Origin of the sequence: Kitasatospora sp. NPDC059646 (assembly GCF_042734615.1) — a bacterium.
In the GTDB taxonomy this organism is placed as follows: domain Bacteria; phylum Actinomycetota; class Actinomycetes; order Streptomycetales; family Streptomycetaceae; genus Kitasatospora.
Genome location: NZ_JBHWDS010000014.1, coordinates 58,650 through 72,617, shown reverse-complemented (window position 1 = coordinate 72,617; position 13,968 = coordinate 58,650). Strand labels below are relative to the sequence as shown.

The following is a 13,968-nucleotide window of genomic DNA, read 5'->3' as shown; positions in this document are numbered from 1 at the left end:
CCGATCGATGCGCGTTACCCGTTCACGGCGGTCGTGGGGATGGACGACCTGCGGCTGGGGCTGCTGCTGAACGCGGTGTCGCCCTCCGTGGGCGGGGTGCTGGTGCGGGGCGAGAAGGGCACCGCGAAGTCGACGATGGTGCGGGCGCTGGCGGGGCTGCTGCCGTCGATCGCGACCGTGGCCGGCTGCCGTTTCGCGTGCGACCCGGCGGCGCCGGACCCGCAGTGCCCGGACGGGCCGCACCGGGGCGCGGCCGCGAGTGAACGGCCCGCGTTCCTGGTGGAGTTGCCGGTGGGCGTCGCCGAGGACCGGGTGGTCGGCTCGCTGGACCTGGAGCGGGCGCTCGCGGAGGGCGTGAAGGCGTACGAGCCGGGCCTGTTGGCGAAGGCGCACCGCGGGGTGCTGTACATCGACGAGGTGAACCTGCTGCAGGACCACCTGGTGGACCTGCTGCTGGACGCGGCGGCGATGGGGCGTTCGTACGTGGAGCGCGAGGGCGTGTCGGTGCGGCACGCGGCGCGGTTCCTGCTGGTCGGGACGATGAACCCGGAGGAGGGCGAGCTGCGGCCGCAGCTGCTGGACCGGTTCGGCCTGACGGTGGAGATCGCCGCCACCCGGGACGCGGACGAGCGCGCCGAGGTCGTGCGCCGCCGCCTGGCGTACGACGCCGATCCGGCGGCCTTCGCGGCGCGCTGGGCCGAGCAGGAGCGGGCGCTGGCCGAACGGATCGGCGCGGCGCGGGAGTTGCTGCCGTCCGTGGAGCTGTCGGACCTGGCGCTGCGGCAGATCACGGCGGTGTGCGCGGCGTTCGAGGTGGACGGCCTGCGGGCGGACATCGTGATGGCGCGGACGGCGGTGGCGCTGGCCGCGTGGGCGGGGCGCACCGGGGTGCTGGAGGAGGATGTCCGGAAGGCCGCGCAGTTGGCGCTGCCGCACCGGCGGCGGCGCAACCCGTTCGACGCGCCGGGCCTGGACGAGGAGCAGTTGGACCGGACGCTGGCCGAGCACCGGCCGCCGGAGGACGACGGCCCGGACGGCGGCGGCCCGGACGACGGCCCCGACGACGGCGGCGGAGGCGGTGGCGGTGCGCCCGAGCCGTCCGCCCCCGATCCGGCTTCCGCCGCCGATTCGTCCGCGGCGCCGGAGGGTTCGGAGCAGCCGCCGGTGCCGCCGCAGCAGCGGCCGGGCGGTTCCCGGGAGTCGTCCCCGGTGGCGGCCGACCGGCCGTACCGGACCCGGCTGTTCAAGGTGGACGGCACCGGCCGGGGCGCGCAGGGGCGGCGGTCGCCCGCCGAGACGGACGCCGGGCACACCGTCCGGGCGCGCCGTCCGCAGGGCAGGCTCACCCGGCTGCACCTGAGTGCGACGCTGCGGGCGGCGGCGCCGCACCAGGTGGCGCGCGGGCGGAACGGCCGGGCGCTGGTGCTGCGCCGGGACGACCTGCGCGAGCAGGTGCGCCGGGGGCGGGAGTCGAACCTGGTGCTGTTCGTGGTGGACGCGTCGGGGTCGATGGCGGCCCGGCAGCGGATGACGGCGGTCAAGGGTGCGGTGCTGTCCCTGCTGATGGACGCCTACCAGCGCCGCGACAAGATCGGCATGGTGACGTTCCGGGGCAGCGGCGCTGAGGTGGCGCTGCCGCCGACCTCCTCGGTGGAGGTGGGCGCGGCCCGGCTGGAGCAGTTGCCGACGGGCGGGCGGACGCCGCTGGAGGCGGGCCTGCTGCGCGCGCACGAGGTGCTGCGGGTGGAGCGGCTGCGCGATCCGGACCGGCGGGCGCTGCTGGTGGTGGTGACCGACGGCCGGGCGACCGGGTCGCGGGACGCGGTGGCCCGCTCGCACCGGGCGGCGGGCCTGCTGGCCGGCCAGGGGGTGGCCTCGGTGGTGCTGGACTGCGAGTCCGGCCCCGTCCGGCTGGGCCTGGCGAGGGAGTTGGCCGCGCACCTGCACGGTGACGCGGTGAGCCTGGACGAGTTGCGGGCCGAGGGAGTGGCCTCCCTGGTGCGCGAGACGCGGACGACGATGATGCGAAAGGCGGCGTGAGCGAACATGCCCAAGGGAGTTGCGGAGAACGTTCCGGACGACGGTCTGACCACCCGTCAGCGGCGGACGCTGCCGATCACGGCGGTGCACACCGGTCCGGGCAAGGGGAAGTCGACGGCGGCGTTCGGGATGGCGCTGCGGGCGTGGAACCAGGGCTGGCCGATCGGGGTGTTCCAGTTCGTCAAGTCGGCGAAGTGGAAGGTCGGCGAGGAGAACGCGCTGCGGGTGCTCGGCGAGTCCGGGCAGGGCGGCACGGTGGCGTGGCACAAGATGGGCTCCGGCTGGTCGTGGGTGCAGCGCGACATCGAGTCCTCCGAGGAGGCGGCCCGGGAGGGCTGGGAGCAGGTCAAGCGGGACCTGGCGGCCGAGACGTACCGGTTCTACGTGCTGGACGAGTTCACCTACCCGCTGCACTGGGGGTGGATCGACGTGGCGGAGGTGGTCGAGGTGCTGCGCGACCGGCCGGGCAACCAGCACGTGGTGGTGACCGGCCGCAACGCGCCCGAGCAGCTGCTCGAACTGGCCGACCTGGTCACCGAGATGACGAAGGTGAAGCATCCGATGGACGCGGGCCGCAAGGGCCAGCGCGGCATTGAGTGGTAGGCGCGTGAGCAGCAGCATCCCCCGGCTGGTGGTGGCCGCCCCGTCCTCCGGCGCGGGCAAGACCACGGTGGCGACCGGCCTGATCGCGGCGCTGGCGGCGCGCGGGCTCTCGGTGTCCCCGCACAAGGTCGGCCCGGACTACATCGATCCCGGCTACCACGCGCTGGCCGCCGGGCGTCCGGGCCGCAACCTGGACGCCTGGATGAGCGGCCCGGAGCGGATCGCCCCGCTGTTCGCGCACGGCGCGGCCGGGGCGGACGTGGCGGTCGTCGAGGGCGTCATGGGCCTGTACGACGGGGCGGCGGGACAGGGCGAGTTGGCGTCCACCGCGCAGGTGGCGAAGCTGCTGCGGGCGCCGGTGGTGCTGGTGGTGGACGCCTCCTCGCAGTCCCGGTCGGTGGCGGCGCTGGTGCACGGCTTCGCGTCCTGGGACCCGCAGGTGCGCCTCGCCGGGGTGATCCTCAACAAGGTGGCCTCGGACCGGCACGAGACGCTGCTGCGGGAGGCCCTGGAGGAGGGTTCCGGGGTGCCGGTGCTCGGCGCGGTGCGGCGGGCGCAGGCGGTGGACACGCCGTCCCGGCACCTGGGCCTGGTGCCGGCCGTGGAGCGGTCCGCGGAGGCGCTGCGGGCGGTCCGCGAGATGGGTGAACTGGTCGCCGCCTCGGTCGACCTGGACGCGGTGCTGGCGCTGGCCCGCACCGCTCCGCCGCTGTCCGCGGAGCCGTGGAGCGCGGCGGCGGAGGTCGAGCCGGTGGCCGGCCCGCGCCCGCGGATCGCGCTGGCGGGCGGCGCGGCGTTCTCGTTCTCGTACGCGGAGAACGCCGAACTGCTGGCCGCCGCCGGGGCCGAGGTGGTGCCGTTCGACCCGCTGCACGACGAGCGGCTGCCGGAGGCGACGGCCGGGCTGGTGATCGGCGGCGGCTTCCCGGAGGTGTACGTCTCGGAGCTGAGCGCGAACGAGGCGCTCCGGACGGCGGTCGCCGAGCTGGCCGCGAGCGGCGCGCCGGTGGTCGGCGAGTGCGCCGGACTGCTGTACCTGGGGCGTGAGTTGGACGGCCTGTCGATGTGCGGGGTGCTGGCCTCGGCGGCCCGGATGACGTCCCGGCTGACGCTCGGCTACCGGGAGGCGGTGGCGCTGGCCGACTCGCCGCTCGCGGCGGCCGGCTCGCGGGTGCGCGGTCACGAGTTCCACCGCACCGTCACCGACCCGGCGGCCGGCCCGTCCCCCGCCTGGGGCTGGCGCACGCCGGCCGGCCCGCACACCGAGGGCCACCTGCACGGCTCGGTGCACGCCTCGTACCTGCACCTGCACTGGACGGGCGCCCCGGCCCTGCCGTCCCGCCTGGTCCGGCACGCGGCGGGCTGGGCGGCCGGGCGCGCCGGCGGTTGACCGCGTCGGGCGCGCGGGCCGGGGGGGGCGCGCGGCCGACGGGGGGGCAGACCGGGGTGCTGGCGCCGGGGTGCTTGGCCGGCTCCTCCTCCTGGGTCGCCAGGCCCAGGGAGCGGCGCAGCGAGATGACCTCCTGGTTGCCCAGGTTGTCGTCGGCGGCGTTCAGTTCGCGCTTGAGCGTGGCGAGGTCGGTGGACCGGGAGGCCGCCAGGAAGTGGGCGGCGGCGGCCCGCGACTTGGCGACCAGCCGGTCGACGGTCGCCTTGTCGGCGGTGTGCCATTCGGCGGCCGCCAGCAGGTCGGCCTGCTTGGTCGCGGCGGTGCTCATGTCCTTGGCCCACGAGCGGTACGCCTGCGGGTCGTCCTCGACGTCGATGTCCTCGTCCGGGCCCTCGCCCCAGGCGCGGTCGAACTGGTTGGTGGCGTCGAGCAGTTGGCGCTGGTCGCTGGTCAGGCTGCTGGACCGCTTCTGCAGCGAGCCGCTGCGGGTGGACTTGTCCTGGTTGCCGAGGAAGCAGACGATCCGGCGGGTGGCCGGGAACTTCCAGCCCGCCCGGTCGGGGTAGTAGTAGAACGTGATCACCTGGTCCGGGAGGGCCCAGGTGTCGGCCACGTAGCTGTCCAGGTGCTCCGTGCAGACGCTCTCGGCCTCCGCCTTCATCGCGTCCTCGCCCGGGTAGGCGCCGCTCTTCTGGCGGGCGTCCTGCACCCAGTAGGTCTCGCCGAAGTGCGGGGCGGTGCAGGCGACGGGCTTGACCACGCCCGTGCCCGCGCGCTCGAAGCACTGGCCGGTGTACAGCCGGAACGGCGAGTCCGACGGCAGGTCGGAGGTCGACGTGCCGGAGCCGTGCGAGGACCAGCTGCTGGAGTCCTCGTCGAACCGGTCGGAGCTGAAGTCGCCGTTGACCAGCGTGCCGATGAACATCAGCATGCCGAGCGAGCCGGCGATGATGCCGGTGACGGCCAGGCCCTTGCCGCGCTCACCGGTCCGCTTGATCTGCAGCAGCGCGCCGATGCCCAGGCCGATGCCGATGAAGCCGAAGAAGCAGCAGACGATGCCGACGATCAGCGAGGCGATGGCCAGGTTGTTGGTGTACAGCGAGCGCGGCGGCGCCGGGTAGTACATCGGCGCGCCGGGCGCACCGGGCGGCGGGAACCCGCCCGTCCCCCACGGCTGCTGAACGCCCGTCGGGGCCCACGGGTTGCCGGTGCCGGGCCCGGCCGATACCGGCTGGGCGGGCGCCCCCGGCGGCACCGGCGCACCGGGCGCGGGCGCCGCCCACGGGTTCGCACCGGACGGTGCCCCCGCACCGGGCGGCATCCCCGCACCGGGCGGCATCCCGCCGGGGGCGGGCGGCGGCACGGTGGGCAGCGCCCAGGGGTTCACCGGCGCGGGCGGCCCGGCGGGCGGCTCCGACACGACGGGCGGCCGGGCGGCAGCCGACGGGGCGTCGGCCGGTGGGACTTCCGCCGTAGGCACGGCAGGTGACGGCGCGTCGGCCGGGGCGGGCACGGCGTCCCGTTCGGCGGGCACGGCGTCCTGGACGGCGGGTGCCGGGTCGTGGACGGCGGGTGCGGCGTCGGCCGGGGCGGGCACGGCCGGCTGCTTGGTGAACGAGATCGGGGCCGCCGGGACGGCGTCCGCGGGCGGCGTGGTCGGGGTGGTCCGGGCGTCGGCCTGGGCGGCGTCCGGGCCGGCCTCCCCGGGGCGCTCCTGGTCGAACGACATGGGTTTCCCCCCTGAGCTGGAACTGTTCGACGGCTGCGCGAATATAGCGGACCGCTCTGTCGGCCTCCCAACGAGTTCCCCGGCGCGCACCCCCCGGCGGGGGTGCCGCGACCCGTTGCATGCAATGCATGCAGCGCACTACGCTGCCCGCGTGCAGACCGAGAGCACCCGCCGCAGCCTGCGGGCCCTGATCCTCGACGGCCGCTACCCGCCGGGGGCGCGGCTGGGCGAGGTGGAGGTCGCGGAGACCCTCGGGGTGAGCCGCACGCCGGTGCGGGAGGCGTTCCGCGCGTTGACGGCGGACGGCCTGCTGGCCGCCGCCGGGCGCGGCGTCCGGGTGGTGGAGCTGTCGCCGGAGGAGCTGGCGCACGTCTACCGGGTCCGGGCCGCGCTGGAGGCGCTGACCGCCGAGCTGGCCGCCGAGCGGCAGCGGGCGGGGCGGCTGGCCCCGGCCGAGCTGGCCGACCTGGCGGCGCTCGCCGACCGCACCCACCGAGCCACCGCGGAGCGGGAGTTGACGGAGGCGGTGCGGCTGAACCGGCAGTTCCACCGGCGGATCGCGGAGCTGGCCGGCAATCCGGTCGCCCTGCACTCGCTGGAGCGGCTGTGGGACCAGATCCAGGTCTCCACCCGCCGCTCCCTGCACGCGCCCGACCGCACCGCCCTGGTGGACGACCAGCACCGCGAGCTGCTGGCCGCCGTCACCGCCGGGGATCCGGCCGCCGCCGGGGCGGCCGCCCGGCGGCACGTCCTGGACACCAGCGCCGCCGCCCGGCCGCCCGAGAAGGAGTGATCCGATGGCCCTGTCCCACCACTACGCGGTCCGTGTCGACTGGACCGGCAACCTCGGCACCGGAACCGACACCTACCGCTCGTACTCCCGCGACCACGACATCTCCTCGGAGGGGGTGCCGACGCTGCTGGGCAGCGCCGACCCGACCTTCCGCGGCGACCGGTCGCGGTGGAACCCGGAGCAGTTCCTGCTCGCCGCGCTCGCCCAGTGCCACATGCTGTCGTACCTGTCGCACTGCGCGCGCAGCGGCGTGGTGGTGCTGTCCTACACGGACGGGGCCACGGCGACCATGGAGACCTCGGGCGGCGGCGGCCGGTTCACCGAGGCGCTGCTCCGGCCCCGGGTGGTGATCGCCGAGGAGTCGATGCTGGAGAAGGCGGTCGCGCTGCACGGCCCGGCGGGCCAGGACTGCTTCATCGCGTCCTCGGTGAACTTCCCGGTGCGCCACGAGCCGGTCGTGACGGTGCGGACCGCCTGACGGGTCGCCCTTTCCGACGCGCTGTCGGCTGTCGTCCTGTCGGGTGCGGCCGGCTCCAGGGGAAGCCCTGGAGCCGGGTACCGGGAGAGGACGGTGGCCCGCGGGATCGATCCGGGCGCGGTGGCGGCGAAGACTCGCGGTCATGCGCATCACACGACGGGGCACCGCCCTCGCCGCCGCCACCGTCCCGCTCGGCCGGGTGGGGCCGGTGCGCGGCCCGGCCACCGCCCGTCCGTCCGCCGGCCGCCCGGTCGGTGACGGCGCGTCGGGCCGCGCCCGGTCAGCCCAGGTCGCGGCGGCGCAGCCCGGCGAGGCCCGCCAGGGCGGCGAGGGCGGCCAGGGCGGTGATGCTCAGCAGCGGTGCGGCGGTGAGCGTCCCGCCCGGCAGGTGCGGCAGGTGCGTGAAGGGCGACAGGTCGAGCACCCACTGCGGCAGTTGCAGGATCGGGCCGAGCCAGGCGACCAGCACGAACACGCCGAAGCCGACCCAGCCGGCCGCCGTCCAGCGCGGCAGCAGCCCGTACACGGCGAGCGCCACGGCGGCGGTCAGCCACACGGCGGGCAGTTGCACCAGTGTCGCGCCGAGCATCCGGCCGACCGCCTCGCCGGTGCCGGTGCCGAGCGCAGCGCCCTGGGTGAGGCCGGCGGTGGCGCCGGCGGCGGCCAGCAGCACGGCGGTGCCGAGCAGCGGGAACAGCAGGTGGCCGGCCGCCCAGCGCAGCCGGGAGACGGCGCCGGCGAGCACGGGTTCGGCCCGGCCGCCGGCCTCCTCGGCGCGCAGCCGCAGCACCGACTGCACGGCGTAGACGGCGGCGGTCATCCCGAACACCCCGGCGATGCTGGACAGGTACGCGTTCAGCACGCCCTGCTGTCCGCCGAGGCGGGCCATCAGGTCGGCCATCTGCCGGTTGTCGCCGACCAGGTCGACCACGCCCTTGGCGACGCCACCGAAGACCGCGCCGCCGACCGCGAAGGCCAGCGCCCAGCCGAGCAGTGCGCCGCGCTGCAGGCGGGCGGCCAGTGCGGCGGCGCTCGCCAGGCTCGGTGCGGCGCCGGCGGGGCCGGGGCGCTGGGCGAGCATGCCGGCGCCCAGGTCGCGGTGCTCGACCAGGGTGCGGGCGAGCAGGGCGAGCAGCGCCGCCCCGCCCAGCGGCAGGGCCAGCACCCACCAGCGGTCGCCGGCGAACGGGCGGACCTGTTCGCTCCAGCCGATCGGCGACAGCCAGCTCACCCAGCCGGTGCCGCTGCCGGAGTCGCCGACGGCGCGCAGCACGAAGGCGACGCCGATCGCGGCCCCGGCCAGGCCGTTGGCGGCCCGGCCGGTCTCGGCTACCTGCGCGGTGACGGCGGCGAGCGCGGCGAAGAACACTCCGGTGGTGCCGAGGGCGAGGCCGAACGCCAGCGCCCCTGCGGCGGACTGACCGGCCGCCAGCAGGGCGGCCGTCACCAGGGCGGCCAGGGCGGCGTCGGCGGTGAGGGCGGTGGCCAGCGCGGCGGTCAGCGGGGCCCGGCGGCCCACCGCGCCGGCGCCGATCAGTTCGAGCCGGCCGTCCTCCTCCTCGGCGCGGGTGTGCCGCACCACCAGCAGGGTGGACATCAGCGCGGCCAGCACCGTCCCGAACACGCCCATCCGCCACGCGGTCAGCCCGCCGATGGTGGAGCCGTCGAAGATCGGGCCGTACAGCGCGCGCAGCGAGCCGTTGCCGTCGATGCCGGCCGCGAAGGTCAGCCGGGAGGCCTCGTCGCCGTACAGCTTGCGGAAGGAGAAGGCGGTGGAGGCGACCATGCCGGTGCCGACGTACACCCACACCGGCAGGGCGATGCGGTCGCGGCGCAGGGCGAGGCGGTAGAGCGTGCCGGTGCCGGTGAGTGCGTAGCCGCTCATCGCGCGGCCGCCTCTGACGCGGTGCCGGTGTCGGCGGCGCTCTCGTAGTGGCGGAGGAAGAGCTCCTCCAGCGTCGGGGGGCGGCTGATGAGGCTGCGGACGCCGACGGCGGTGAGTTCGGCGAGCAGCGTGTCGAGGTTCTCGGTGTCGACCTGGCAGCGCAGCCGGTGGCCGTCGACGGTCAGGTCGTGGGCGTAGGCGGGGCGGGGCGGCGGCCCGGCGAGTTCGGCGTCGACGGAGGTGCGGGTGAGGTGGCGCAGTTCGGCGAGGGTTCCGGTCTCGACGGTGCGTCCGGCGCGGATGATCGACACCCGGTCGCAGAGCGCCTCCACCTCGGACAGGATGTGGCTGGACAGCAGCACGGTGGCGCCCCGGTCGCGGGCCTCGGCGACGCACTCGCGGAACACCTCCTCCATCAGCGGGTCCAGTCCGGAGGTCGGCTCGTCCAGGATCAGCAGGTCCGCATCGCCGGCGAACGCCGCGACGAGGGCGACCTTCTGACGGTTGCCCTTGGAGTAGGAGCGGCCCTTCTTGGTGGGGTCCAGTTCGAAGCGCTCCAGCAGTGCGGCCCGGCGGGCGGGGTCGAGTCCGCCGCGCAGCCGCCCGAGCAGATCGATCGCCTCCCCGCCGGAGAGGTTGCGCCACAGCGTCACGTCGCCGGGCACGTAGGCGAGTCGGCGGTGGAGCGGCACCGCGTCGCGCCACGGGTCGCCGCCGAGCAGGGTGGCGGTGCCGGAGTCGGCGCGCAGCAGGCCGAGCAGGACGCGGATGGTGGTGGACTTGCCGGACCCGTTGGGGCCCAGGAATCCGTGTACCTCGCCCTGCTCGACCGTGAGGTCCAGTCCGTCCAGGGCGCGGGTGCGGCCGAAGGTCTTCACCAGGCCGGACACCGAGATGGCGGTCGTCATGGACTCGACGCTACTCTTGTTTCACAACTTCGTGAAGCTACCAAAGGTCCCGGATCTTCGGACGGCCGGCGAAAGTGTGTGAAGGTGGGCCGGACGCCCCACCGGGCGGGCGTCGGAAGGTTCGGGGTGGTGCGGGTGAGCGAGGTGGACGGCGTGGAGGCGCAGCGGGATCCGGCGAAGGTGTCGGAGTTCGTGGAGCGGTTCGCCACGGTGCTGGAGGACGGCGGCTTCCCGCGGATGCCGGCCCGGGTGTTCACCGCGCTGCTGACCGCCGACTCGGGGCGGCTGACCTCCGCCGAACTGGCCGAGCTGCTGCAGATCTCCCCCGCCGCGGTCTCCGGCGCGGTCCGCTACCTGACCCACGTGGACCTGGTCAGCCGCGAGCGCGAGCCCGGCACCCGCCGCGACCGCTACCGCATCCACGACCACGTCTGGTACGAGGCCACCGCCAACCGGGACCGCACGCTCTCCCGCTTCGAGTCCGGCCTCGCCGAAGGCATCGAGGCCCTCGGCGCGGACACCCCGGCGGGGCAGCGCCTCACCGAGTCCCAGGAGTTCTTCGCCTTCCTGCGGGTCGAGCTCCAGCAGATGATGCAGCGCTGGCGCGAGAGCCGCGCCTGACGTCCCGTCGACCCGCCGGCCGGCGGCGGGCCGCGCCCGAGCGGCGGACGGGCGGTCAGCCGAGGTACGCCGGGGCGACGGCGGAGCGGACCAGTACGGCGGGGGCGCCGGTGCCGTCGGCGGGGACGGTCCACAGGTCGGAGCCGTAGTCGCCGGGCAGCGAGTACAGCAGCGTGTGCGCGTCGGACCACAGCGCCTGGTCGTCGATGTTGCGCTGCTCGGCCGTCGCGGTCTCCGTCATGGTGGCCAGGTCGAGCACGTACAGCCGCCAGGGCGCGGCCGGGTCGGCGCCGGCCACCCGCTTCTTGTAGGCGACGCGGGTGCCGTCCGGGGAGAGCGACGGGCATTCGACGTTCTGGTGCAGCGTGGTCAGGGTCCGCGCTGCGAGGTCGCCCTGCACCAGGTAGGTCTGGCCGCCGGTGGCGACCGTCGCGTAGAACCGGTTGTCGTCGGCGAAGGTGACGCCCCAGACGTTGACGTCGGACGCCTTCACCGGGCGGCCGTCCCGCAGCACCTCGAAGGTCTCCAGGTTGTCGTAGAACCGCCAGGTGCGGGTGTCGACGATCGCGGTACGGGTGGAGAAGTCGGTGCCCGCGTAGGAGTCGCCGCTGACGAACACCGTCCAGCCGACCAGGTGGCCGGACGGCGAGACCCGGGCCCGGGTCGGGATGCCGGGGGCGGGGAAGCGCTTGACCTCGTGCAGCGAGGAGTCCAGCACGGACGCGTGGTAGGTGTCGTCCAGCGCGCCGCGCTCCGCCTGCAGGCAGATGCCGGTGCCGGCGGCGGCGTGGAAGCGCAGGCACTTGACGCCGGACGCGGTGCGCGGCCCGTCGGGCCGGTCGGCGGGCACGGCGGCGACCTCGTCCCGGTGCGGGCCCCAGGCGAGGTTGCGCAGCAGCAGTTGACGCCCCGTCGGGTCGAGCGTCACCGCCCCCTCACGGACCGGCGGCCCGCCGGCCTGCTCCTGGTCGCGGCGGTCCGACCGGTCCGCGGCGTACCGCACGGCGGCCGTCCCGACCCCGGCCAGCACCAGCACCGCGACGGCCAGCACCAGCAGCTTGCGCCCCACCGGGGCGCGTCCGTCCGGGGGTTCGGGGGTTGCGGAGTCCGGGTCGACGGCAGCGGGAGCAGTCATGGGAGGCGCCCTCCGGGCGGGTTGGGAGGAGAACGGACGGGAGCGGCACGGCCGACCCGGGGCACGGGTGTCAGTCGGTGGCGGTGGCCGGCTCGCGCAGCAGTCGGGTGGCCGCGCAGGCGGCGACGGCGAGGGCGGCGGCCGCCGCGGTGAGGGCGGGGCGCGGGCCCCAGAGGGACCAGGCCGCGCCGAAGGCCAGGGAGCAGGCGAACCGGGCGAGCGCCTGGCCGGTGCCCACCAGGGCCTGGCCGGCGCCCTGTTGGGCGTCGGGGACGGTCGCGGCGGTGGCGGCGGCCAGCACCCCGTCGGTCGCGGCGTAGAAGGCGCCGTGCAGCAGCAGGACGAGGGCGGCGGCGCCGGCCCCGTGCAGCGGGGACAGGACGACGCCGTAGGCGCAGAGCAGCACGGCGTGGCCGGCCAGGAAGAGGGTGCGGCGGCCGACCCGGTCGGCGATCACGCCGAGCGGGACGGCGAGGGTCAGGAAGACGGCGGCGGTGCCGAGCGGCAGCAGCGGGAACAGCTGGGCGGGCAGGCCGAGTTCGCGTTGCAGCAGCAGGTAGAGGAAGGAGTCGCTGACAGTGGTGAGGCCGAGCAGCACGGCGGCCAGGGCGAGGCGGCGCAGCGCGGGCCGGCCCAGCAGGGCGAGCGCGTCCCGCAGGGTGGGCCGCGGCCCCGACGGGGCGCCGAGCGGGGCGGCGGGGGCGGTGGTCCGGGCGGGGACGAACAGCACCAGCAGCAGCACGCCGAGCACGGCGACGCAGCCGGAGACGGTGAACACCGCGCCGTAGCCGGCGCGTTCGGCGCGGTCGTCGGCGATCCGCAGCACCGCGAAGGCGAGCAGCGGGCCGAGCAGCGCGCCGGTGGTGTCCATGGCGCGGTGCACCCCGAACGCGCGGCCGCGGTGCTCGGGTGCGGTGGCCAGCGAGATCATCGCGTCCCGGGGCGCGGTGCGCAGCCCCTTGCCGGTGCGGTCAACGGCGAGGACGGCGCCGATCAGCGGGACGGTGTGGACGAGCAGCAGCAGCGGCTTGCACAGCGCGGACAGGCCGTAGCCGATCCCGGCGACGAGCTTGTGCCCGCGGCCGCCGCGGTCGGCGAGGTGGCCGCCGAGCAGTCGGACCAGCGCGCCGACGCCGTTGTTGATGCCGTCGAGCAGGCCGAAGCCGAGCGGGGACAGGCCCAGCGCGGCGACCACGTACAGGGGCAGGACCGCGCCGACCATCTCGGAGGAGACGTCGGTGACCAGGCTGACCGCGCCGAGTGCGAGCACGGTGCCGGGGACGGCGGCGCGCCGCCCCGGGCGGGTGCCCGGGGCGGCGGCCGCGGCGCGGTCACTCTTGGTGGAGCGGGCGTCCGCGAGGTACATCCGGCGTCAGTTCCAGATGCCGGTGATGTCGCTCGCGGACGCGGCGTTGCCGGCGTGGGTGCTCAGGCCGGCCAGGTCCTCCAGGGTGCGGAGCACGTTGTAGTGGTTGTAGGTGGTGGCGGTGCTGGAGCCGGGGATGACGTGCTGGCCGTAGACCAGGGTGGGGATGCGGTTGCCGGAGAGGCTGTTGTCCTCGTCGAAGGTGACGATCAGCAGGCTGTTGTGGGTCTGTGCCCAGGTGGCGTACGCGCCGAGGTTGCTCTTGATCCAGGTGTCGCCGGTGGAGACCGAGCAGTCGTGCATGTCGCTGCACAGGTTCGGCACCACGAAGGAGACCTTCGGCAGCGTCGTGTAGTCGGTGGGGAACTGGGCGAAGGTGTAGGCGGTGTTGGTCGGCACGTTGGAGAAACCGAACCACGGGTTGTGCTTCTGCGCGTACTTGCCGCTGGAGCAGGTGGTGGAGCCCTGGCTGGGCAGGCTCTCGTTGTACGAGCCCCAGCTCTGGCCGGCGGCGATCAGCTCGGACGCCAGGTTGGGGGCGGTCATCGAGCCGACCTTGACACAGCTGTCGTCGGTGCGGCCCTGGTTGGAGCCGGAGAACAGCATGTAGTAGTTCGGCTCGGAGGGGTGGGTCAGGCCGTAGGACTGGGTGAGGTTCGCGCCGCCCGCCTTCAGGGTGTTGTTCAGGTAGGGGGCGCTGGAGCTGCCGATCACCTGGCTGTAGGCGTGGTTCTCCATCACCACCACGACGACGTGGTCGGGCGCGGGCAGCGCGGCGGCCTGCGCGGTGGAGCCGGTGGCGGCCCACAGCCCGAGCGAGGCGGCGGCGAGCGCGACGGTGCTTCCGATCGCGGTGAGGCGGCGCTTGGTGCGGCGGCTGAGCGGTGCAGCGGTCATGGCAGGTCCTCCGGGGCAGGGAACGTGCGGGACAGGGCTGTTGGAGCGCCGGAAACCCTAGGCGCGGAGGGGTTGCCTCCGGGACTTTTGACAGGTGAAGAACAAGCAAAGCTTGGCTGTGCA

The 13,968-nt window shown here is 75.3% G+C and carries 11 protein-coding genes and 1 pseudogene; 6 read left to right on the top strand and 6 right to left on the bottom strand.

The window, feature by feature from the left end:
* Nucleotides 1-3 precede the first annotated feature (3 nt).
* The 3 genes from ACFV1L_RS12625 to ACFV1L_RS12615 are packed head-to-tail and all read left to right on the top strand — an operon-like array spanning nt 4 to nt 4,033.
* On the top strand, nt 4-2,040 hold the full coding sequence (locus tag ACFV1L_RS12625; protein WP_380365341.1) for a putative cobaltochelatase: 2,037 nt from the start codon (nt 4-6) through the stop codon (nt 2,038-2,040).
* A gap of 6 nt (nt 2,041-2,046) precedes the next feature.
* Nucleotides 2,047-2,643, top strand: coding sequence for a cob(I)yrinic acid a,c-diamide adenosyltransferase (gene cobO / locus ACFV1L_RS12620; RefSeq protein WP_380365251.1), 597 nt, complete (start codon nt 2,047-2,049; stop codon nt 2,641-2,643).
* Nucleotides 2,644-2,647: 4 nt separating this feature from the next.
* Nucleotides 2,648-4,033, top strand: a complete 1,386-nt coding sequence (locus ACFV1L_RS12615; RefSeq protein WP_380365250.1) for a cobyrinate a,c-diamide synthase — start codon at nt 2,648-2,650, stop codon at nt 4,031-4,033.
* A 553-nt stretch (nt 4,034-4,586) separates the two neighbouring features.
* Here the strand turns inward: ACFV1L_RS12615 and ACFV1L_RS12610 are convergent.
* Nucleotides 4,587-5,159: pseudogene (locus ACFV1L_RS12610) on the bottom strand (DUF4190 domain-containing protein); the annotation flags it as partial.
* A gap of 754 nt (nt 5,160-5,913) precedes the next feature.
* Here ACFV1L_RS12610 and ACFV1L_RS12605 point away from each other — a divergent pair.
* Nucleotides 5,914-6,555: a GntR family transcriptional regulator gene (locus tag ACFV1L_RS12605; RefSeq protein WP_380365249.1), complete on the top strand. Its 642-nt coding sequence runs from the start codon at nt 5,914-5,916 to the stop codon at nt 6,553-6,555.
* A gap of 4 nt (nt 6,556-6,559) precedes the next feature.
* The gene (locus tag ACFV1L_RS12600; RefSeq protein ID WP_380365248.1) at nt 6,560-7,033 is read left to right on the top strand and encodes an OsmC family protein; all 474 of its coding nucleotides are present in this window, start codon (nt 6,560-6,562) and stop codon (nt 7,031-7,033) included.
* Between the two features lie 280 nt (nt 7,034-7,313).
* Here ACFV1L_RS12600 and ACFV1L_RS12595 read toward each other — a convergent pair whose 3' ends face one another.
* On the bottom strand, nt 7,314-8,918 hold the full coding sequence (locus tag ACFV1L_RS12595) for an ABC transporter permease (protein ID WP_380365247.1): 1,605 nt from the start codon (nt 8,916-8,918) through the stop codon (nt 7,314-7,316).
* Nucleotides 8,915-9,826, bottom strand: a complete 912-nt coding sequence (locus ACFV1L_RS12590) for an ATP-binding cassette domain-containing protein (RefSeq protein WP_380365246.1) — start codon at nt 9,824-9,826, stop codon at nt 8,915-8,917. Before ACFV1L_RS12590 ends, ACFV1L_RS12595 begins: the two co-directional genes overlap by 4 nt.
* Before the next feature lie 135 nt (nt 9,827-9,961).
* Between ACFV1L_RS12590 and ACFV1L_RS12585 the strand changes: the two genes are divergently transcribed.
* On the top strand, nt 9,962-10,447 hold the full coding sequence (locus ACFV1L_RS12585; RefSeq protein ID WP_380365245.1) for a GbsR/MarR family transcriptional regulator: 486 nt from the start codon (nt 9,962-9,964) through the stop codon (nt 10,445-10,447).
* 55 nt (nt 10,448-10,502) lie between these two features.
* Here ACFV1L_RS12585 and ACFV1L_RS12580 read toward each other — a convergent pair whose 3' ends face one another.
* From ACFV1L_RS12580 to ACFV1L_RS12570, 3 genes are all read right to left on the bottom strand, one after another.
* Complete coding sequence (locus ACFV1L_RS12580; RefSeq protein WP_380365244.1) at nt 10,503-11,582, bottom strand: TolB family protein; 1,080 nt, start codon at nt 11,580-11,582, stop codon at nt 10,503-10,505.
* A gap of 70 nt (nt 11,583-11,652) precedes the next feature.
* A complete protein-coding gene (locus tag ACFV1L_RS12575; protein ID WP_380365243.1) occupies nt 11,653-12,948 on the bottom strand; it encodes an MFS transporter in 1,296 nt (431 codons plus the stop codon).
* 6 nt (nt 12,949-12,954) lie between these two features.
* The gene (locus ACFV1L_RS12570; RefSeq protein WP_380365242.1) at nt 12,955-13,845 is read right to left on the bottom strand and encodes an alkaline phosphatase family protein; all 891 of its coding nucleotides are present in this window, start codon (nt 13,843-13,845) and stop codon (nt 12,955-12,957) included.
* Between the last annotated feature and the right edge of the window lie 123 nt (nt 13,846-13,968).

Bases quoted from the DNA above. Each gene is read 5' to 3' on its own strand.
- cobO (WP_380365251.1), top strand. From the start codon at position 2,047: ATGCCCAAGGGAGTTGCGGAGAACGTTCCGGACGACGGTCTGACCACC.
- ACFV1L_RS12600 (WP_380365248.1), top strand. From the start codon at position 6,560: ATGGCCCTGTCCCACCACTACGCGGTCCGTGTCGACTGGACCGGCAAC.
- ACFV1L_RS12595 (WP_380365247.1), bottom strand. From the start codon at position 8,918: ATGAGCGGCTACGCACTCACCGGCACCGGCACGCTCTACCGCCTCGCC.
- ACFV1L_RS12590 (WP_380365246.1), bottom strand. From the start codon at position 9,826: ATGACGACCGCCATCTCGGTGTCCGGCCTGGTGAAGACCTTCGGCCGC.
- ACFV1L_RS12580 (WP_380365244.1), bottom strand. From the start codon at position 11,582: ATGACTGCTCCCGCTGCCGTCGACCCGGACTCCGCAACCCCCGAACCC.
- ACFV1L_RS12575 (WP_380365243.1), bottom strand. From the start codon at position 12,948: ATGTACCTCGCGGACGCCCGCTCCACCAAGAGTGACCGCGCCGCGGCC.
- ACFV1L_RS12570 (WP_380365242.1), bottom strand. From the start codon at position 13,845: ATGACCGCTGCACCGCTCAGCCGCCGCACCAAGCGCCGCCTCACCGCG.